The following is a 19,961-nucleotide window of genomic DNA, read 5'->3' as shown; positions in this document are numbered from 1 at the left end:
TTTCTTGCCTTACGTTCACCATTGCCTTAGAACAAGCGCCGTTTCAGGTCGCTGATGGTGCTGCCCAATTCTTCGAGCGCTTCCTCTCCTTTGGAAAGCAGCTGGTCCGCCGTATGCGCGAGTCCCCTCGCCGCGGATAAAGCCCCCTGCTCGATTTCCAGCATAACGATCTTGGACTGAATTCTCGCCTTGTAACCTTCATAATCGTCCGTTATAATGTTTTCCATCTCGTTGTATGCGTCATCTCTCGCTTCATTAAACTTTTCCGAACGGTTTCCCTTCCATGAAGCATCGAGTTCAGGTTTTTTGATTTGTTTAATTTCTTCCAAAGACGTGTTCTGTTCCGTTTCGATTTTGCTTTTTGCCCGTTTGAGCCTTGATATTTTTTCTTCCAGGTCGGCTGATTGGCTCGAAATCGCCGCATGTATGCGGTCTAGCATATCTGAATAGCTCATTGAACCGTCACCTCTTCATTATCCAATATGAGAGACTAAAAGATCATTTTTGAAAATTCCAAAAAATTCATTCATAGGCCTTTTTCCATAATTTAAATTATAAGTCTGAAAGTAGCAGAGATGAATAGGAAAATGTACTCTTTTTAAAAGCAAAAATAAAAACGCCTGACGGCTTGAAGCATCAGGCGTTTTTGATTTATTCGCTGGTTTTTTCTTTTCCATAATGGTATTTTGACGGATCAACAGGCGTGAAATCCGAGAGTTTATGGAATCGCAGCAAGTCTTTATAAAGAACCTGGTCAGACAGATTCAGCTTTTCAGCCACCTGTTTTTTCAGGTTTTCGGTTTCTTTGTTCGGCTTTAATTCTTTGCCGGTTTTCGTATCGTATACCGTCGAGTCGATCATCGTGTATTTAGGCGTTACATAGTTGCCGTTTCTGAATGCGACTGTTTCGTCATGGTCTTTTGAAAAGAGATCCGTACCGAAGTTGATATAGTTCTTATTATCGATTCCTTGCAGGTGGAGCAATGTCGGCATGACATCCGTTTCAGCGCCATACGTATGGTTGACTCCGCCTTTTTTGCCAGGAACGCGGATCATGAGCGGCACGCGCTGGTTCATTGCATTTTGATAAGGCGTAATCTCTTTGCCTAATACTTCTTTCATCGCCCGGTTGTGGTTTTCGGAAATTCCGTTGTGGTCGCCGTAGATGACGATTACGGAATTGTCGAATAATCCTTCTTTTTTCAAGTCTTTGAAGAACTGTTCGAGCGCTTCGTCTAGATAGCGCGCCGTCTGGAAGTAGCCGTCAACCGTATCGTCTCCTGTCGTGCCTCTTTCAAGCGTTGCATCCTCTTTATCCAAGATGAACGGATAGTGGTTCGTCAGTGTGAGCAAATGCGCATAGAACGGCTGTTTCAGCGATTTCAGCATCGGAATGGATTCTTCAAAGAACGGCTTATCTTTCAACCCAAGGTTGACCAGGTTGTCTTCTGACATGTCATAAGAGCTGGCGTCGAAGAACTTGTCATAGCCGATCTGCTTGTATACCTGATCCCTGTTCCAGAAAGACTTATAATCCCCGTGCAGGACGGCGCTCGTATATCCTTCTTTCTGGTTCAAAATCGCAGGCAGCGACTGATACGTGTTTTGCCCTTTCGTCACAAAAGCCGTACCTTCCGGAAGGCCGAAAAGACTGTTGTCCATCATCAGCTCAGCATCGGCCGTTTTGCCTTGTCCGGTCTGATGGAAAAAGTTATCGAAGTACGTCATGTCATCTCCGCCATGCGCCAATTTATTCAAAAACGGCGTGACTTCTTTTCCATTCAGTTTGTAGTCGATCAAAAACGACTGGAAGCTTTCCAAATGGATCTTGATGATGTTCTTTCCTTTCGCCACACCGAAGTATTCGTCATTCGGCTTCGCGTAGTGGGAGCTTGTATAATTGATGACGCTCGTCAAATCATCGCTGCTGGCATATGCTTTTTGCGTCGCGTTCTGAGCAGCCTGTACGCCGTCATAAATCGTATAGTTGTACGGCCCCAAATATTTTACGATATAGTTTCTGTCAAATGTTCTCGTCAGAAGCTCAGGGCGGTCTTTTTCAGCGATTTGCAGGTTGATGTAAAACAGAAGAACACCCGCCAAAACGATCGCAGCAGCCCATCTTTTCTTCAATTGGGAAGCCTTCAGTTCAGGCCTTTTCACGCATAATGCGATCAAAATGACCAAGTCAATGATATAGATGAAGTCATGGGGAGACATGATGGCAAACACGCCGTCTGACATGTTGCCAAGGTTTCCGGCCTGCTTCAGATTTGCAAAAGTTAAAAAGTCATCAAAGAAGCGGTAGAACAAAATGTTCGCATATAACACAAACGTCATCACGGCATCGAGGATAATCATCCATATTGCCGCGCGCCGCCCCTTTGCAAATAAAGCCAAACCAAGAAAAACGATGGTAAAGCTTAATGGATTAATAAACAGTAGAAACTGCTGCGTGCTTCCCTTCACGCCCAAATTAAACTCCAATAAGTAGGATGCATAGGTTTTAGCCCATACAAAAATAACAGCTAACAAGAAAAAGCTTAGCTTATGTGAGAATATTTTTTTCATGATAACCTCTACCTTTTAACATTTTAGTCGGTTTTTGATCCGGCATGCGGTTCATCAATGCAAAGCAAACTAGATTAACAATAACACAGAATAGGAAAAACGGAAAATCTTTTTCCATCATTTTGCTTCAGATGCCATTGCACTGCCTTTAGTATGACGGATGTCTTCCGAGAAAGGTTTCACAACAATCTATTTTACTTTATCCCACTTGGATTTTCGGGATGTTCGGACGACTTTTGTGACAATTTTAAGTATATAGACCTATTTGAAAACCGAAACAATATAACTAGAATAATACAGAATAGTATTTTTATGAATCTGGAGGAAACGAATATGAAAAGGTTTCTCATGCTATCGGCTCTCCTGTCTCTCGGATTGATCCTTGGAGCGTGCGGACAATCAAGCAGCACAGAAGCTGACCATAAAAACAAGGCTGAAGAAACGAAAACAGAACAAAAAGCAAATAAAGAACAAAAGGCAAAAGAAGATCAAAACGATCAAAAAACGTATAAAATCGGCGAAAAAGCCACAAGCGACGGGCAAACGGTTACAGTTTCAAAAGTAAACAAAGTACACAGCGGCAAATATTTCGCAACCGACGGACAAACAAAGGGCTCATCATTAAATCATGATGAACAGCTTGTCGTCGTCGATATCACGCAGGAAAACGGCAGCAATGAACAGGTAGCCGTCAACCCGCTAAACTATGAATTAAAAAACAGCGATGAAAAAGTGCATAAGATCGTCGCAAGCACCGTTACGCTAAAAACTCAATTTGAACCGGGAGACTTGGCGGCAGGCAAAAAAAATTCAGGCCAAATTGCTTTTGTCACAAAAAAGAATGAAAAAGACTTAACATTGATTTTTTATCCAAATTTTTTCACCAAAGAGCATCCATTATACTTTAATTTGAGCAAATAATAGACGCCTTTCTGATGTCAAAGCAGGGATTGCCCGATTCCTGCTTTCTTTACGCATTTTTATGAAACTGATTCAGATAAGCCTTTCTCTGCGCTTCGGTAAACTGGCCGATCCAATCCCGCCGCGCTTCCTCCGTCATATATGAGAGGACGTGAAGCTCGACCGCTTTGTAAAACTCCGGCTCGGGCAGGATGTTGTACGTCGGAATCCTCACCAATCCGTTCCCTCGCGTCTGGATCAGGACATCCATGAAGAAAATGCCCTTCAGACTGTAGGGATGCCGGTCCATTCTGATACTATTAATATCTTTGATGTCCACCGATTTTTTCTCCGTGAACAGCCGGCCGCAGTCTCCTTCTTCGATGCGGAAGATGACATTTCCTCTTTTCGTGAAAGCGGGAAAAGCCGATAAAAATAATACAAAGAAAAATAAGCTGCATACTAGCCCTAGAGGTATAGCTGACAGATAAAATTTTGTTTGAAACGTGATCCCCATATAGAATACCCACAGACTCGCTGCTCCCATTCCAAATGAACCAAGAAAAAGCCAAATCCTGAAAAACATTTTGCTTTTCACTTCAATTGTCCGTTTTTTCCCCTTTACCAATCATAGACCTCCTTAACATCAGCAACCGTATTTTTTCTTTTTCGGCATGCAAAACCGAAAACTCCTTTTTATTTCAGGATGCTTCCATTTTTCCGATGCTTATTTTCATCATTGTTCAAAATCGCCATTCTGTAAAGTGACTTAATGCTTTTGCTAAAAAAGCTGCCGGCGGCATCCGGCAGCCTTCTATTTCGATATATCTACAAACCCCTCGCCAAAAACATCCCTTACATCGTGAATGATGACAAAAGCCTTTTTGTCGGTGCTTCTGATGATCTTTTTCAGCATGGACAGCTCCTGCTTATTGATCACGATATATAAAATCTCTTTCGAATCACCCGTATAATGGCCGCGGCCCGATAAGACCGTGACGCCTCTGTCCATCAGCGTATTGACTTGTTCGGCGATGTCGTTTTTGCGCTCTGAAATAATCGTAATCGCTTTTTTCGTATTGAGCCCTTCAATGATGAAATCCATCACCTTGGTGGCAATGTAGAGCATGACGATCGTAAACATCAGCTTTTCGGCTCCGATGATGAAGTAAGAACTGAATACGACCACCAAATCGATCATTAATAAAGCATAGCTGATATTCCAGTCAAAGTATTTATTGGCGATTCTCGCGAGGATCGCCGATCCGGCTGTCGTTCCCCCGACGCGGATGATCATGCCGATTCCGACGCCGGCAAATACGCCGGCAAAAATCGCGCTGATGATCAGTTCATGAGAGGGGATCGCCCAACCTTCCGTAACGTGCAGAAAAAACGAATTCGCCGCTACCGCGATGATCGTGTATATCGTCGTTTTTTTATCCAAAAACCTATAGCCGATGATAAGGAGAATTCCGTTCAGAATAAAGTTGGTCACACCCGGCGACCACTCAAACAGGTAATACAAGATGAGGGTGACCCCTGTAACGCCCCCTTCTCCGAAATCGTTCGGTATCGCAAACAAGTTAACAGCCAACGCAAAGAAAAATGCGCCTATCACAATCATGATGATATCAATGACTTTCTTTTTCATATTTGTCAGCTCCTTTTCCCATGATGAAATGATCAAAATAAAAACCCAGGAGAGAGCTCGAAACGAGCAAAAACTCCTGGGCTTTTATCCCACCGTGTCATAACGATGTATCGTTATGTGTTTTCTCTCGGACCAGACCAACGCTTTAGGCATTGCGGAACCCTAGAAAACCACCTTTTCTTTCGTTCTATCAATTTGTCATCTCCAAGCATTATAAGTGAATTTCGGCAGCCTATCAACCCCCTTTCTCATCCATAAAAGATTTGATTTTCTGTAAAATAGCTTCCATGTATAACCGAAAAAACGTCCTATAATAATAGATGTACGTGCTTGCTTTTTTTAGGAGGCGCCAATATGGATAAACAGAAACGGCAATGGATCATTAAACAGATCATTCTCGAACATCCCGTTGAAACGCAGGAGCAGCTGACCGGCCTTTTGAAGAGCCGCGGCATTTCGGCCTCCCAGTCGACCATTTCAAGGGATATGAAAGAGATGTGCCTTGTCAAACAGATCGATGAAAACGGAAAACTCGTCTACCGCACAAACGCTTCTTTATCATTAAACCCTTCAAAAATTTTGAAGGAGAAAATTTCGGATGTCGTCCTGCAGGTCACCCGCTCGGGAAATCTGGTCATCATTAAAACGATGCCCGGGAATGCCCACACGATCGGTGTTTTGCTCGATCAGCTCGGACGTCCCGAAATGCTGGGCTGTATTTGCGGAAATGATACATGCCTTGTCATCTCTCAATCTCCTGAAACGGCTCAAGCATTCTGCGAGAATTTGTGCTGATGCCGTCCTCCAGAGCCGCCCTAAACGGGGCCGGCTTTTTTTATTCCCGAAAAATTTTTTTCGAAAAATCTCCGCAAAAAATATACAGCGTTTATACGTTTTCTTTGTTGGCCTGACAAAGGTTTATATTCATTTTGTCATATTTATTCATTTTTGCTTTTGCCCCATCAAAAAATAAGTGAAATAGTTCACATTTTTGCTGTTATCGCTTTCACAGCGTCATCTTTCCCGCTGTTTTAAGCTGTACATGTAACAAAAAGAGCTTAGGAGGCGGGATGATCATGACGACACCGATTCACGTTTACTCAGAAATCGGAACTTTGAAAACGGTCATGCTGAAGCGGCCCGGGCGGGAATTGGAAAACCTTACACCCGAGTATCTTGGACGGCTTCTTTTTGACGATATTCCTTTTTTACCGGCCGTTCAACACGAGCATGACCAATTTGCAGAAACTCTTAAAGAACAAGGCGTAGAAGTTCTCTATTTAGAGAAGCTGGCAGCGGAAGCGCTTGAAGACGAATCAGTCCGCGAACGGTTTGTCAGCGAGCTTTTGACGGAAAGCAAAGCGGACATAAACGGCGCTTTCGACAGATTAAAAGAGTATCTGCTTTCGTTCGCTACGGATGCAATGGTCGATCGTGTGATGAGCGGAATCAGAAAAAACGAATTGGAAAAGGGCATTCGTTCCCAATTGCACGAGATGATGGATGATCATTATCCATTCTATCTCGACCCGATGCCAAACCTTTATTTCACAAGAGACCCGGCAGCCGCGATCGGCAGCGGGCTGACCATCAACAAAATGAAAGAACCGGCCCGCCGGAGAGAGTCGCTGTTCATGCGCTACATCGTCCAGCACCATCCGCGATTTAAGGACAAGGATATCCCGATCTGGCTTGACCGCGATATCAAGTTCAATATCGAAGGCGGAGACGAACTCGTGCTGAATCATGAAACCGTGGCAATCGGCGTCTCTGAACGTTCATCCGCCCAGGCGATTGAGCAATTGGTCAGAAATCTATTTAAACGCCAAAGCCAAATCCGCCGGGTGCTGGCCGTAGAAATACCGAAAACCAGGGCCTTTATGCACTTGGATACCGTGTTTACCATGGTCGACCGGGATCAGTTTACAATTCATCCGGCCATTCAGGGGCCTGAAGGAGACATGCGGATCTTTGTCCTTGAACGCGGAAAAACGGAAGACGGCGACATTCAAATTACCGAAGAGCACAATCTGCCGGAAGTCCTGAAGAAAACGCTTGGTCTCTCAGATGTGAATCTGATCTTCTGCGGAGGCGGAGACGAAATCGCTTCGGCCCGGGAGCAGTGGAATGACGGCTCAAATACGCTCGCTATCGCTCCAGGCGTCGTTGTCACCTATGACCGGAACTACATCTCAAATGCCTGCTTGAGAGAACAGGGCATCGAAGTCATCGAAATTCCGAGCGGGGAGCTTTCAAGAGGCCGCGGGGGCCCGCGCTGCATGAGCATGCCGCTGTACCGCGAGGATGTCAAATAAACAATCCAGTCAAAAGGAGAGAATCAAAATGGAGAAAACAATCGATTTAAAAGGCAGAAGCTATTTAGCCGAAAAAGATTTTTCAGAAAAAGAAATCCTTTATTTGCTCGACCTTGCCCAAGAATTGAAAGACAAAAAAGCACAGGGCATCAAACACCGCTATTTAGAAGGAAAAAACATCGCTTTGCTCTTTGAAAAACCGTCAACAAGAACGCGCTGCGCCTTTACAACCGCCTGTATTGACCTCGGCGCTCATCCGGAATATCTCGGCAAAGACGATATACAGCTCGGCAAAAAAGAATCGATTGAAGACACCGCAAAAGTTCTCGGCCGGATGTTTGACGGCATCGAATTCCGCGGCTTTGAACACGAAAAAGTCGAGTCTCTGGCCGAACATTCAGGCGTGCCGGTTTGGAACGGGTTAACCGATCTATGGCATCCGACGCAAATGCTTGCCGACTTTATGACGGTTAAAGAACACCTTGGACGTGTAAAAGGCGTCACACTGACCTATATCGGAGACGGACGGAATAATGTCGCCAACAGCCTGCTCATCGGCGGAGCCAAAGTCGGCATGGACGTCAGAATCTGCTCGCCTCAAGAGCTCTACCCTGATAAGGAAATCGTGAAGCTGGCGGAAACGTTCGCAAAAGAATCCGGCGGACGCGTGACCGTAACAGACGATACAGACAAGGCTGTTTCCGGAGCTGATGTGCTGTATACGGACGTCTGGGTGTCCATGGGAGAAGAAGACAAGTTTGCCGAAAGGATCAAGCTTCTTAAGCCTTACCAAGTCAACATGGAACTCGTGAAGAAAACCGGAAATGACAATTTCATCTTCCTGCACTGTCTGCCGGCCTTCCATGACCTTCATACAACATACGGACAAAACGTTTACGAACAGCACGGCCTCAAAGAAATGGAAGTGACAGACGAAGTATTCCGCAGCAAGCATTCCAAAGTATTCGATGAAGCGGAAAACCGCATGCATACGATCAAAGCTGTCATGGCGGCAACACTTGGCGACCTTGACTGACCGGAAAAGGGAACATTCCCTTTTCCATCTTTAAACCGAATGAGGTGACAAAAATGGCGGAAGAAAAAAAACTGGGTCTGTTTGCGCTCATTGCGCTTGTCATCGGATCAATGATCGGCGGCGGAGCCTTCAACATCGCAAGCGACATGGCGGCTGGCGCCGGGGCAGGGGCAATTTTGATCGGCTGGGTCATCACCGGAGCCGGCATGATCGCCTTGGCCTTATCGTTCCAAAATCTCACGGCGAAACGGCCTGATTTAGACGGCGGTATTTTCACTTACGCTCGGGAAGGATTCGGCCATTTCATGGGATTTAACAGCGGCTGGGGATACTGGTTCGCAGCCCTTCTCGGCAATGTCGCATACGGTACGCTGCTCTTCAGCGCCGTCGGGTATTTCATCCCCGTGTTTGGCGACGGCCAAAATATCGCTTCCATTATCGGGGCAAGCGTGATTCTTTGGGGCGTTCACTTTTTGATCCTGCGGGGCGTCCAATCCGCTGCCATGATTAATCTGATTACGACCATTTCGAAACTGGTGCCGATTTTTGCTTTTATCGTCGCCGTCATCTTTGTTTTTCATCTTGACTTATTTACCGGTGATTTCTGGGGAAAAGGGTTGTCGCTGGGCTCAATCGGAACGCAAATCAAGAGCACGATGCTTGTCACCGTTTGGGTGTTCACCGGCGTTGAAGGCGCGGTGCTGTTTTCAAGCAGGGCCAAAAAATCGAGCGATGTCGGCAAAGCGACCGTCATCGGGCTGATCAGCGTGCTCGCCATTTATGTGATGATCACCATGCTCTCCCTCGGCGTCATGAATCAAGAAAGCCTTGCCGGACTTCCCAACCCGTCAATGGCCGCAATGATGGAGCATATCGTCGGCAAATGGGGGGCCGTGCTGATCAACCTGGGTCTCGTGATTTCCGTATTGGGCGCATGGCTGGCCTGGACGCTTTTTGCCGGAGAGCTGCCGCTGATTGCCGCACGGGAAGGCGTCTTCCCGAAATGGTTTGGCAAAGAAAATAAAAACGGCGCGCCGACAAACGCGCTGGCGCTGACAAATGCCATCATCCAGCTGTTTCTGCTGACGTTCATCATTTCGGATGCGGCTTACCGGTTCGCATTTTCGCTCGCTTCCTCAGCCATCTTAATTCCGTATTTATTTTCCGGATTATATCAGCTCAAATACAGCTGGCTGCACAAGGGGCCCGACCGCTGGAAAAACGTCATCATCGGGCTGATCGCAAGCATATACGGCATATGGCTGATCTATGCAGCGGGGCTTGACTACCTGCTTTTGACCATGATTTTATACGCGCCTGGCATTTTGGTATACCGGGCCGTACGCAAAAATAAGCAAGGTCCGGCATTCAACAGGGCTGAACTTGTGATTGCCGCAGCCATTCTGATCCTGGCTGTATTTGCCATCGTGAAATTGGCATCTGGAGGCATTTCCATTTAACTAACATCACTGAACGAGAGGTGGTTTCATTATGAAAAAAAGAAAAATCGTGGTTGCACTGGGCGGGAATGCGATTCAAGCCGGGGACGCAAGCGCGGAAGCACAGCAGCAGGCATTGAAGGAAACGGCAGCATATTTGGCTGATATGCTTGACAGCGGAACCGACATCATTATTACACACGGAAACGGCCCGCAAGTCGGAAGCCTGATGATTCAGCAAAAAGCGGCAGACTCCCCAAAAACGCCGGCAATGCCTCTTGAAACGTGTGTATCGATGACACAGGGAATGATCGGCTACTGGCTGCAAAACGCAATCGATGAAGCTCTCCATGCGAAAGGAAAAGACAAACATGCGGCAACCGTCATCACCCGCGTCGCTGTCAGCGGCGATGATGAAGCTTTCCGCAACCCGACGAAGCCGATCGGACCGTTTTACAGCGAACAAGAGGCGAAAGAGCTGATGAACAGCGGAAACGGGGACATCGTCTTTAAAGAGGACGCGGGAAGAGGCTGGCGCCGCGTTGTACCGTCACCTGCCCCTGTATCCATCCTTGAATACGATGTCATCAACGATTTAGTCGAAAAAGGCCATATTGTCATCGCGGCCGGCGGGGGAGGCATTCCAGTCATTGAAGACAACCGGGCCGTCAGCGGCATCGACGCGGTCATCGACAAGGATTTTGCAGCTTGCAAATTAGCAGAGCTGGTTCAGGCAACCGAACTGATTATTTTAACCGCCGTCGATTATGTCGCAATCGATTATTTAAAACCGACGGAACGGGCGCTCAAACGCGTTACAACCGAAGAGCTGAAAGGCTATATAGAAGAAAAACAATTCGCAGAAGGAAGCATGCTGCCAAAAGTCAAAGCTGCCATTCAGTTTGCCGAAGCAGCGAAGGGAAACAAAGCGGTGATCACCTCCCTTCAAATGGCGAAAGAAGCCCTTGAAGGCAGAGCCGGCACGATTGTCGAACAGGGCTAAGCGGCATGAGGAAGGGCTCGGGAAGGGTTCTTCCTTTTGCCTGCCGCCCAAAACATGTAAAATTTAAAATGATAAGCCACAATCATAAGAATAACGGATAAGGGTGGTCGTTTCATATGAAAAACAAAGACATCATACATCATCTGAAAAAGTTTCCTCTATTCGCTTCCCTGAATAAAAAAGAACTGGAAAACATCAAACAGTTCATCTATTGGCGCACCTATCATAAAGGCCAGATTTTATTTATGGAAGATGACCCCCGGGAACGAATGTATCTTCTTCTTGACGGCTTTATTAAACTCGAAAAATCAAACGAAACGGGATCGATGTTTTATACCGACTACGTACGCCCCCATACGCTTTTTCCATTCGGCGGCTTGTTTCGCGACGAGCATTACCATTATTCCGCCGAAGCCTTGACAGATATCGAACTCTACTATATTCCCATGAACATCTTTGAAGATCTCGTAAGGGACAATAAAACGCTCCTTTTTGATGTTCTCAATGAATTATCCGACATTCTCGCCCTTCATGAAGAAAGGCTTAAGCGAATCACGCTCTCGCATGCGCACGACCGGGTGACGCAAGCGATCTATTACCTGACCGAAAGCCTCGGTGAAAAAGAACGCGACTCAACCGTCATCAGCTGCCCGATCACGGCGGCGGAAATCGCCAAAATCTCCGGCACCTCCCGCGAAACCGTCAGCGCCGTCTTGAAAAAGCTCCGCTGTGAAGGCATCATCAGCCAGATGAACAAGCAAATTATGATCAACCGGCCGGAGTATTTTGCGTAGCGGTTTGCGGTAATAGGCAATATCGATTTATGATATCATTCCGTTTCTCGGGATGATATCATAGAGAAATCCTTTCCGGCTTCTTTCCTGTCTGCTCCCTCCACAATCAATGCGTTCCTTGCCCGATGCTGCGGCTTTTTCATGACCTTAAACCATATCTCTCCGTGAGAAATTTCTTACCCCCGGCACCGTGAATAAGATAAACAAAACAATTAGTACACCATAAAACAACAGGTATGAATCAATAGGCGACTCATCAGGAGGAGACATCCCGAGCATAGGCAGAGTCCAAGGGTATATTTGCCCCAATAGCGTATTTGCGGCAAGTATGGACGGCAAAGTAAAGCCGATGCTGACCGCAAGCGGGATCCCGAATGTCTTAAACCTGATGGAAACGATCAGCTGCAGAACGATAAGCGGAAGGCAGGCAATCGATCCTTGGGCAACGTATCCCAATATCGCGAAAAAAGGCAGATCTCCTTTTAGCCCGTTAAGAAAGCCGACCATCATAAAGAGGATGAATAAGATGCCCATCGTCGCAGCCACCATCACCGCAACCATGACGCTTTTCGCAAAGAAAACACGGGATCTTAAAACCGGGAGAGCCAAAAGCTGCTTCCACCCTCCTCCTATATGTTCTCCTCTGCAGACAAATGCAGCATAAATGCCTACAAGAATCGGCAGTACAAAGGATCCCATGAAAACGGCAACCTGAGTCCAGGCTTCAATCCATTCGTTGTCGCCCGGCTGCACAAACAGTTTATAGTTATTGTGAACGTTCGTATAAGCCAATATGACGCTGATAAAAGGAGCCAAAACATACAACACCCAGATTTTCGAGCGTTTTAATTTCAACCTTTCGGCAGCCAATATATTTTTTAACATCATACATCCTCCTACAGCACATCTCGCTTTTTAAAATGAAAGGCCCCCATGAACAAAAGCGCCACTCCGGCAAAAACATTAATCACGACAAAAGCGGATAGGTCCGGATTGACCCCAAGACCCTCATATTGCAAAATGACGGTCGATGACTGGCTCGGGTAAGCGAACGGAAACCACCGCGTTGTCATTCCGGCAGCTAAAAATAGACCGACAATCGAGCTGATCGTACCGATGAGAATCGAAAAGGCCTGGTTTTTAAATGTGATGGACAGCCATAATTGAAAAGACATGATCGGCAGCGCCGTAAGCAACATGGCAAAGCTGTCTCCGAATAGAAGCCCCCACGGTACCGGCCCTTCAAATCCCAAAGCCTTCCCAAGGACAACCATGCCTATTGCAAATACCGCCGCAGTTAAAAGCAGACTGTTGAAAAGCCAAATATATTTGCTTAAATAAATCCTTACTCTTGATATTGGCAGAGACAGCGTTTGCTTCCATGAATTTGTCTGATGCTCTATATTTGCAATAATGGAAGCAATGATCGTAACGGCTAACGGAAAACCCAATCCAAACAGCATGCTGTTGTCAAAAAGCATATACTGCCACATAGAAGAGGCCTTGAACATTTCGGCTTGCCTTTGGACATATTCCACACGGTAAGTTAGATTTAACAGCTCATATGCCAGAACAACAAGGGGGACTAAGAAGACTGCGATAAACAAAGAGGAACGCTTGAGTTTCAAGAGATCGCCGTACAGCACTTGTTTCATAAGCTCCCCTCCGTACCTGTCAGCTCCAGGAAGATGTCTTCTAAAGAACGTTTTACTTCTTCTAACCGGTAAACAGAAACTCCCGATTTCACCAGCATTCCGTTGACTTCTGAAACAAACTCGGGGGATGTTTCGCTGATCCACAAATTTCCTTCCCGAAGTTCTGCATGCAATCCCCGGTTCTGTATGATAGATTGGGCTTCATAAATATTATTCACGCCAATTTTCAGGAGCGGTTTTTGCTTTTTCCTCAACGCCTCGATGTCATCTTGGAAAATGAGCTTACCGTTCATAATAATCCCGACTTGTGTCGCCATTTGATCAATCTCGCTCAACAAATGGCTGGATACTAAAACAGTCATCCCGTATCTATCCGGGAGCTCCTTGATCAACTCCCGGATTTCGTGAATGCCGGCAGGATCGAGTCCGTTCGTCGGTTCATCCAGCACCAGAAGATCAGGTTTGCTCATTAAAGCGGCCGCAATTCCTAATCTTTGCTTCATCCCGAGCGAATACTCTTTTGCTAACCGATCAGCCGCTTTTGACAGACGGACGATCTCAAGCGCTTCTGCAATCCGTGCTTCAGACAAATTCCGAACCCTGCGAATGACCTCAAGATTCCCTTCCTGTTAAATTTCCGTAATATGATGGCGATTCAACCAGAGAACCGATTCTCTGCAGAATTTGCATGCGGTTTTTGCGGATATCCTGGCCAAATAGCTGAATATTCCCTTCTGTAGGCTTGATCAAGCCTAACAGCAGCCTGATCGTTGTCGTTTTTCCAGCTCCGTTCGGGCCCAGGAAACCATATATTTGCCCTTTTTCGATTCTCATATCTAATCCGCTGACCGATGTTTGCTTTCCGAATTTTTTCGTTAAATTTTTTGTCAATACAACATTTTGTATCACTGTTCCTCACCTCGCCTTTATCATAGAGCCATTTGCATAAATGCGCCTTAAACTCTTTCTGAACATTACCTAAACACACAAAAACAGCTGCGAATATATGGACACGCAGCTTACATATTCTAAGCTTTCTTCTGTTCCAAAGGTTTGTTTAACGTTTTATGATTGCAGTGAGAAATAAAAAATTGTAAGAAAGTTAAACATCTCTTAAATTAAAGCCGGCATAACTTCCTTTGCCAGCTATTTCATGTGAAAATGAAAGCGTATCATTTGTGGAGGTCATAAAATGAATCATTCTTTCGGAGAGTGCAAAGTGTTAATCGTCGATGATGACCAGCATATTTTGAATTTATTAAACGTGGTGTTTGAAAATGAAGGGTTCTCTCATGTCTTAAATGCCGAAAATGGAGAGGAAGCGCTCTATCTGTTAAAACAGCAGCAGCCTGATATTGTACTGCTTGATGTAATGCTTCCGGATACCGATGGGTTTGCTCTTTGCAATCAATTTCGCCGGTTTACGAATATCCCCGTTCTTTTCCTTACAGCGAAAACGTCTGATTTGGATAAACTGCAAGGTTTTAGTTTTGGCGGAGACGATTATATTACCAAACCTTTCAACCCTCTTGAAGTCGTTGCCCGCGTGAAAGCCCAGTTAAAACGATCTAAAGGTGCCGCGCCCTCACCGTCCAAGCCGTCTTATGATTTCGGGGACTTTCAAGTTGATGAAACATCAGGGAAGCTTGTTGTGAATGGAAGAAAAATCGAATGCCCTGCGCAGGAATTTAAGCTGTTGTTGTATTTTTGCAGCCATCCCAATCAAATATTAAGCAAGCAAAAGATCTACAGGGATGTATGGGGTGAATTTTACAACGGCGATAGTACGGTCATGGTCCATGTACGCCGGCTGAGGGAAAAAATCGAAAAAGATCCGGGCCGTCCAAAATGGATTAAAACGGCTAGGGGACTGGGTTATATTTTTGAAGTTCAGCAGACGGGTGAAACGCAATGAAGCTGAGAGACCGCATTGCGTTTCACTTTATATCCCGAATCATTCTGCTGATTGCGATTTGCACCGCTCTATTCGTCATCAGCACGCTTTTTTTCACTTTTTTTCTAAATGACCGGGAGCCGCACAAATCACCCCTTTCGTTATCAAGCATAGTTCGGCAAACCGCTGTAAAAGACGGGAGAGTATTCGTTAAAGCTGAGACGATCAGCCATTTAAAGGAATACCATATGTGGATCCAGATTCTTGATGAAAAGGGAAATGAGCTTTATTCCTTCAACAAGCCGGACAATATTCCAAGCCACTATATTCCCGGCGAGCTTGTCTCTGATTATGTTTACCCCGCTAAAAAAGGCTTTCATCTCTCAACATGGTTTGACACGAAAGACGGGAAGACATTGACGTGGATTATGGGTGAACCATTTAAATCCGACAATCCGTTTCTATATTGGACAAACCAGCTTTGGATTCTTTCCATGATCATGATCGGGGTTATTGTTGCGCTGTATTTCGGAAAGCAGCTGGGGGCTCCTTTGCTTTACATCGTTTCATGGATCGAAAATCTCTCCAAAGGAACATATGCCGAGCCGGCATCTCACTCTTTCATACCAAAGAAAAAGAAAAAACCCGGATATAAACTATATCAGGAACTCATGAATGCAATGAGCAATCTTACGGTGATTCTTCAGAAAAACAAAGCGGAAAGCGAAAAGTTGGATAGAACGAGGGAAGAATGGATGACAGGCGTTTCACATGACTTAAAAACGCCATTGTCAGTCATTAAAGGATATACCATTCTTTTATCATCTGAAAAACATGAGTGGAACAAGGAAAAGGTAAGGGATTTTGCAAACATTATGAACGAGAGGGTAGAGTATATGGAAGAATTAATAGAAGAATTCAATCTCACCTTCCGTTTGAAAAATGATGCCTTTCCGATTCAAAAAGAAGAAAAGGACATAGTGGGCTTGTTAAGGGAAACTTTAACCGGTCTGAAAAGCTTGCCTGAATCGAAGGATAAACAATTCGAGTTTCAGGCGGACCAAGATACAATTGCTTTTTATATGGATGAAAAATACATGCAGCGCGCCTTTGAAAACCTGATTGCCAACAGTATTAAACATAACCCTCCTGGCACTGAAATTAAGGTCTTGATTGAAAACAGTGAGTCTCAGTCTTTAACTGTTATCATAGAAGACAATGGAGTTGGCATGGAAAAAGAAACATTGGAGCATTTATTTGACCGCTACTACAGAGGAACGAACGCTTCTTCCAACACATCAGGCACCGGACTGGGCATGGCAATTGCCAGACAGATTATTCATGAACACGAAGGTCATATTGAAATCTTCAGCAAACCTAGTCACGGGACTCAAATAAAGGTTATTTTCCCCCATAAAGAAGGACCATCCCGTTTATGAGCGGGATGGTCGCTGCCACGTTTTTATTTATACCGGAATTCCTCTGTTTCAAACCGTCTGTTTTTGATGATATTCCGATAAAAGTATGCCGATTTTTTCAACGCCCTGCTGCGGTTGTCCTCCAATCGGATTTCAACAAGGCCGTAGCGGTTTTTAAAGGCGTTCATCGGAGAGACGTTGTCCGTAAACGCCCAAAGCATATATCCTTTGCAGTTTGCGCCGTCGGCGATCCCTTTCATTGCCTCTCGCAAATGGGCCGAAATAAAATCGATTCTGTAGTCGTCCTGAATGACCCCCTCTTCGTTTTTAAAACGCTCCTCATGTTCGACGCCCATGCCGTTTTCCGCAATCAGCCATTCGATATTTCCATACTCATGTTTAAGCCTCATTGACATGTCGTACACAATGCGCGGGCAGATCTCCCAGCCTCTGAACGGATTCATCTTTCGGCCGGGCAGCTCAAAGGGCTCATAGTAATAAGCAGGATGAAAAGGCGTCGATTCATTCCATTGCCTTGAAGGCGCTTGAACTCTCTTCGGATAATACAGATTCACGCCGACAAAATCGACCGTATTCCGCTTGATGACGGAAAGCTCCTCTTCATCATGTTCAAAAAGGATGTCGTGTTTGACCAAGAGCTCCATCAATTCATCGGGATAGACGCCTTTAATGCTCGGATCTAAAAAAACCCTGTTAAAAAATAAATCATAAATTTGGGCCGCTTTCTGATCATGTGGCGCGCTCGACCTCGCATACGTGACCTCAGGATTTAAAATGACGCCGATTTTTGCGCCTTCTCTGAAACCTGGCTTCCTTTTCCGAAAAAGCTCCACGACCTTTGCCGTCGCCAGTGCTTTATGATAGTTCCACTGCATCCATTTTTTTGTATTCTGCTCGTACGGATAGCGAATCGCGTCAAGGTAGATCCGAGTTTGCGGCACGATCGGTTCATTAAAGGTAAACCAGTATTTCACCCTGTCCCCATACCGTTCAAACGCTTTTTCCGCATATGCCGCAAATAAGCCAGCCACGTGTTTCGATCCCCATCCGCCGTACTGTTCCAGCAAGACAGCCGGAATTTCGTAGCGTTCAAGACAAAGCATCGGCTCTACTCCGCATCTCTTCAGCTCATCGATGACGTCATCAATGTAGCCTGCATACACCTCGTCAACTTCGGCGGTTTCATAATCCAAAAGAAACCGCGACCAGTTGATCGACGTCCGGAAGTGGGTTAGCCCGATGTCTTTCATATATTGAATATCTTCTTTGTAGCGGTTATAAAAATCGGTTGCCACCGCCGGTCCGTATCCGTCATGCCATACATCAGGATCATTCTTGTACCACATATCCAAATAGGAATCCTGTGTCGGCCGCTTCCCGTCCCAGCCCTCTGTCTGCCATGCCGATGCTGCAGCGCCCAGAATAAAATCGTCGGGAATCTTCCACGTTTGCCTGGCCATTTCGTTCGCTCCTTTCATCGCCTTTACATGGAAACATTTTTTTCAGAACTGACCGTAAGGCTTCGATTCAACAACATCACAAACGGAAGATAAATAAGTGCGGAAACGATGATGCATACGATTTGTGTGACGACGGCGCCGAGGCTTCCCCCTGTCGACAGCCACGCGTTGATAATCGGAGGCGTCGTCCACGGCACCATGACGACGGCTTTTCCGGCAAAACCCGCCGCTGTCGCGATGTAGCCGATTGTACCGGTCACAAGCGGCGTTACAATAAACGGGATCGCCATTAGCGGATTCAGCATAACGGGAACCCCGAAGATGACCGGTTCATTGATATTGAAGATGCCGGGACCGAACGAAATTTTTGTAATGCTGCGCAAATCCTCCCGTTTTCCCGCAATAAAAATCGCGATCAACAGGCCGATTGTGACGCCGGAGCCGCCGATGCTCATGTACACATCCCAAAACGGCATCGTAATGATATTCGGAATCGATTCACCCGCTGCATAAGCATTCATATTAACGGTGATCGAAGCGAGCAGCAAAGGCTCCCTGATCGGCTTCACCATCTGGTTTCCGTGTATGCCGATCACCCAGAAAAACTGCGCAACAAACACTAGCAGCAGAATGCCGGGAAGGCCTTGAATAGCGCCTTCAAGCGGTTTTTGCACGATATTGTATACGGCTTCATGAAGGTATACGCCCGTCAGCCGATGAAACGCAAATCCGAAGCTGGCGATGATCGTGACGGTAATAATGGAAGGAAATAAAGTCCCGAACGATACAGAGACATTGGCCGGCACGCTGTCCGGCATTTTAATCCTGAGCCGGTCCATGCTTGCAAGCTTGCTGAAGATTTCAACGGACAAAATCGAAATAAACATGCCTAAAAACAGCGACTTCGGGTCCGTAAATTCCTTAGCCAGCACGTTCATCACTTCCTGCATTGAACCGTTCACTTCCAGCAGCACTGTCGATGGAATGACGGAGATATAAGACATCAACGCCATCAAGCCCGGGAAAAACGATTCATGCCCATTCAGCTTCCCGAGCTCAATCCCGATCAAAAACACCGCGCCGATCGTGATAAAGTTCAGCGTCGCATAATTGATCGATGCCATAATCGGCTCAAGCGCAGACAAAAAGCGAAAAGGCCCGAAAACCGCCAGCCCCGTCTCGGGACTCATCACCATATTCTGCATCAAAACCGCAAACGCCCCGGCAATGATAACCGGCATCAGCGTGACAAACGCCGATTTAATGGCCATGATATATTTGAAGCTTGTTATTTTAAAAGCGACCCGTTCAAACGTCTCGGTCACCTTCGCCATCCTGCTCACATGACCTCCCCCTTTTTTTGGTTGTTTGCTTTTACTTTACATTGAAAACGCTTTCTTTTTGATGCACATTTTTTCCTTTGGGAGAGGAAATTTTTAGATTACGAATATAATAAGGGGAAGAGTGATTTTTGTTTAGAAATCAGTTGGGGCATGGCGATTACCCTACATCATTGCAACTATTGGTGAGACTTGATTAATCATGGAACGGAGGTAATTGACAAAATATCTGTCACCAGCGAAGCTTTTTATATAACGAAAAACTTCGCTGGGACTTCAAAGTTTTATCACTTAAATTACACTTAATTAAAATCAAATTCCAATTGGAAATCATAAGGTGGCAAGACATCGTCAATCTTTTCTTTATTAAAATGTTTTAAAATATAATAAAATAATGAATCTGAAACATACAATCTTTTATCATAGTAAGTAAAAACTTTTGGAAATATATCTTTTTTTGATTG

The 19,961-nt window shown here is 45.6% G+C and carries 17 protein-coding genes, 1 pseudogene and 1 riboswitch; of the genes and pseudogenes, 9 read left to right on the top strand and 9 right to left on the bottom strand.

Going from position 1 to position 19,961, the window contains the following annotated elements:
• Positions 1-26 precede the first annotated feature (26 nt).
• Together V7126_RS03030 and V7126_RS03025 are read right to left on the bottom strand one after the other, a co-directional pair.
• Positions 27-455 carry a YwqH-like family protein gene (locus V7126_RS03030; RefSeq protein ID WP_046129347.1) on the bottom strand — a complete coding sequence of 143 codons (429 nt, stop codon included), beginning with the start codon at positions 453-455 and terminating at the stop codon, positions 27-29.
• Positions 456-651: 196 nt separating this feature from the next.
• Positions 652-2,571 (bottom strand): LTA synthase family protein, encoded by a 1,920-nt coding sequence (locus V7126_RS03025; protein WP_046129346.1) that lies wholly within the window; start codon positions 2,569-2,571, stop codon positions 652-654.
• A gap of 333 nt (positions 2,572-2,904) precedes the next feature.
• Between V7126_RS03025 and V7126_RS03020 the strand changes: the two genes are divergently transcribed.
• Positions 2,905-3,492, top strand: coding sequence for a DUF4352 domain-containing protein (locus tag V7126_RS03020; protein ID WP_175075977.1), 588 nt, complete (start codon positions 2,905-2,907; stop codon positions 3,490-3,492).
• Positions 3,493-3,541: 49 nt separating this feature from the next.
• On the opposite strand, the gene V7126_RS03015 is transcribed toward V7126_RS03020, so the two are convergent.
• Both V7126_RS03015 and V7126_RS03010 read right to left on the bottom strand, forming a co-directional pair.
• Positions 3,542-4,099, bottom strand: a complete 558-nt coding sequence (locus V7126_RS03015) for a YfjD family protein (RefSeq protein WP_175075976.1) — start codon at positions 4,097-4,099, stop codon at positions 3,542-3,544.
• 186 nt (positions 4,100-4,285) lie between these two features.
• Entirely contained in the window at positions 4,286-5,122 is an 837-nt protein-coding gene (locus V7126_RS03010) for a YitT family protein (protein ID WP_175075975.1), read from the bottom strand.
• A gap of 71 nt (positions 5,123-5,193) precedes the next feature.
• A riboswitch (guanidine-I (ykkC/yxkD leader) is annotated at positions 5,194-5,299 on the bottom strand.
• Between the two features lie 177 nt (positions 5,300-5,476).
• Here V7126_RS03010 and argR point away from each other — a divergent pair.
• From argR to V7126_RS02980, 6 genes are all read left to right on the top strand, one after another.
• Positions 5,477-5,917: an arginine repressor gene (gene argR / locus V7126_RS03005; RefSeq protein ID WP_046130072.1), complete on the top strand. Its 441-nt coding sequence runs from the start codon at positions 5,477-5,479 to the stop codon at positions 5,915-5,917.
• Positions 5,918-6,198: 281 nt separating this feature from the next.
• Positions 6,199-7,437: an arginine deiminase gene (arcA, locus tag V7126_RS03000; RefSeq protein ID WP_046130076.1), complete on the top strand. Its 1,239-nt coding sequence runs from the start codon at positions 6,199-6,201 to the stop codon at positions 7,435-7,437.
• A 28-nt stretch (positions 7,438-7,465) separates the two neighbouring features.
• Complete coding sequence (gene argF, locus V7126_RS02995) at positions 7,466-8,473, top strand: ornithine carbamoyltransferase (protein ID WP_335496658.1); 1,008 nt, start codon at positions 7,466-7,468, stop codon at positions 8,471-8,473.
• A 53-nt stretch (positions 8,474-8,526) separates the two neighbouring features.
• Entirely contained in the window at positions 8,527-9,933 is a 1,407-nt protein-coding gene (gene arcD, locus V7126_RS02990; RefSeq protein WP_046130070.1) for an arginine-ornithine antiporter, read from the top strand.
• A gap of 31 nt (positions 9,934-9,964) precedes the next feature.
• Complete coding sequence (gene arcC, locus V7126_RS02985) at positions 9,965-10,915, top strand: carbamate kinase (protein ID WP_175075973.1); 951 nt, start codon at positions 9,965-9,967, stop codon at positions 10,913-10,915.
• Positions 10,916-11,031: 116 nt separating this feature from the next.
• Complete coding sequence (locus tag V7126_RS02980; RefSeq protein ID WP_046130068.1) at positions 11,032-11,709, top strand: Crp/Fnr family transcriptional regulator; 678 nt, start codon at positions 11,032-11,034, stop codon at positions 11,707-11,709.
• Between the two features lie 147 nt (positions 11,710-11,856).
• On the opposite strand, the gene V7126_RS02975 is transcribed toward V7126_RS02980, so the two are convergent.
• The 3 genes and pseudogenes from V7126_RS02975 to V7126_RS02965 form a co-directional block, all read right to left on the bottom strand.
• Positions 11,857-12,594 (bottom strand): ABC transporter permease, encoded by a 738-nt coding sequence (locus V7126_RS02975; protein WP_335496652.1) that lies wholly within the window; start codon positions 12,592-12,594, stop codon positions 11,857-11,859.
• A gap of 11 nt (positions 12,595-12,605) precedes the next feature.
• Positions 12,606-13,364, bottom strand: coding sequence for an ABC transporter permease (locus tag V7126_RS02970; protein WP_335496649.1), 759 nt, complete (start codon positions 13,362-13,364; stop codon positions 12,606-12,608).
• Positions 13,361-14,270, bottom strand: a pseudogene (locus V7126_RS02965) (ABC transporter ATP-binding protein). Before V7126_RS02965 ends, V7126_RS02970 begins: the two are co-directional and overlap by 4 nt.
• Positions 14,271-14,556: 286 nt before the next feature.
• On the opposite strand from V7126_RS02965, the gene V7126_RS02960 reads away from it, so the two are divergent.
• Both V7126_RS02960 and V7126_RS02955 read left to right on the top strand, forming a co-directional pair.
• The gene (locus V7126_RS02960; RefSeq protein WP_046130065.1) at positions 14,557-15,279 is read left to right on the top strand and encodes a response regulator transcription factor; all 723 of its coding nucleotides are present in this window, start codon (positions 14,557-14,559) and stop codon (positions 15,277-15,279) included.
• The gene (locus V7126_RS02955) at positions 15,276-16,697 is read left to right on the top strand and encodes a sensor histidine kinase (protein WP_335496646.1); all 1,422 of its coding nucleotides are present in this window, start codon (positions 15,276-15,278) and stop codon (positions 16,695-16,697) included. Before V7126_RS02960 ends, V7126_RS02955 begins: the two co-directional genes overlap by 4 nt.
• Positions 16,698-16,720: 23 nt before the next feature.
• Here V7126_RS02955 and V7126_RS02950 read toward each other — a convergent pair whose 3' ends face one another.
• Both V7126_RS02950 and V7126_RS02945 read right to left on the bottom strand, forming a co-directional pair.
• Positions 16,721-18,157 (bottom strand): glycoside hydrolase family 1 protein, encoded by a 1,437-nt coding sequence (locus tag V7126_RS02950; protein ID WP_046130063.1) that lies wholly within the window; start codon positions 18,155-18,157, stop codon positions 16,721-16,723.
• A 23-nt stretch (positions 18,158-18,180) separates the two neighbouring features.
• Positions 18,181-19,491, bottom strand: a complete 1,311-nt coding sequence (locus V7126_RS02945) for a PTS sugar transporter subunit IIC (protein WP_164918186.1) — start codon at positions 19,489-19,491, stop codon at positions 18,181-18,183.
• Between the last annotated feature and the right edge of the window lie 470 nt (positions 19,492-19,961).

The organism is Bacillus sp. JJ675, assembly GCF_036963165.1.
GTDB lineage: Bacteria > Bacillota > Bacilli > Bacillales > Bacillaceae > Bacillus > Bacillus glycinifermentans.
This window is presented reverse-complemented; position numbering and strand designations above follow the sequence as displayed.

What these genes read in the sequence shown, in the direction of transcription:
- V7126_RS03030 (WP_046129347.1), bottom strand. Translation starts at nt 455, where the DNA reads ATGAGCTATTCAGATATGCTAGACCGCATACATGCGGCGATTTCGAGC.
- V7126_RS03025 (WP_046129346.1), bottom strand. Translation starts at nt 2,571, where the DNA reads ATGAAAAAAATATTCTCACATAAGCTAAGCTTTTTCTTGTTAGCTGTT.
- V7126_RS03020 (WP_175075977.1), top strand. Translation starts at nt 2,905, where the DNA reads ATGAAAAGGTTTCTCATGCTATCGGCTCTCCTGTCTCTCGGATTGATC.
- V7126_RS03010 (WP_175075975.1), bottom strand. Translation starts at nt 5,122, where the DNA reads ATGAAAAAGAAAGTCATTGATATCATCATGATTGTGATAGGCGCATTT.
- argR (WP_046130072.1), top strand. Translation starts at nt 5,477, where the DNA reads ATGGATAAACAGAAACGGCAATGGATCATTAAACAGATCATTCTCGAA.
- arcA (WP_046130076.1), top strand. Translation starts at nt 6,199, where the DNA reads ATGACGACACCGATTCACGTTTACTCAGAAATCGGAACTTTGAAAACG.
- argF (WP_335496658.1), top strand. Translation starts at nt 7,466, where the DNA reads ATGGAGAAAACAATCGATTTAAAAGGCAGAAGCTATTTAGCCGAAAAA.
- arcD (WP_046130070.1), top strand. Translation starts at nt 8,527, where the DNA reads ATGGCGGAAGAAAAAAAACTGGGTCTGTTTGCGCTCATTGCGCTTGTC.
- arcC (WP_175075973.1), top strand. Translation starts at nt 9,965, where the DNA reads ATGAAAAAAAGAAAAATCGTGGTTGCACTGGGCGGGAATGCGATTCAA.
- V7126_RS02980 (WP_046130068.1), top strand. Translation starts at nt 11,032, where the DNA reads ATGAAAAACAAAGACATCATACATCATCTGAAAAAGTTTCCTCTATTC.
- V7126_RS02975 (WP_335496652.1), bottom strand. Translation starts at nt 12,594, where the DNA reads ATGTTAAAAAATATATTGGCTGCCGAAAGGTTGAAATTAAAACGCTCG.
- V7126_RS02970 (WP_335496649.1), bottom strand. Translation starts at nt 13,364, where the DNA reads ATGAAACAAGTGCTGTACGGCGATCTCTTGAAACTCAAGCGTTCCTCT.
- V7126_RS02960 (WP_046130065.1), top strand. Translation starts at nt 14,557, where the DNA reads ATGAATCATTCTTTCGGAGAGTGCAAAGTGTTAATCGTCGATGATGAC.
- V7126_RS02955 (WP_335496646.1), top strand. Translation starts at nt 15,276, where the DNA reads ATGAAGCTGAGAGACCGCATTGCGTTTCACTTTATATCCCGAATCATT.
- V7126_RS02950 (WP_046130063.1), bottom strand. Translation starts at nt 18,157, where the DNA reads ATGGCCAGGCAAACGTGGAAGATTCCCGACGATTTTATTCTGGGCGCT.
- V7126_RS02945 (WP_164918186.1), bottom strand. Translation starts at nt 19,491, where the DNA reads ATGGCGAAGGTGACCGAGACGTTTGAACGGGTCGCTTTTAAAATAACA.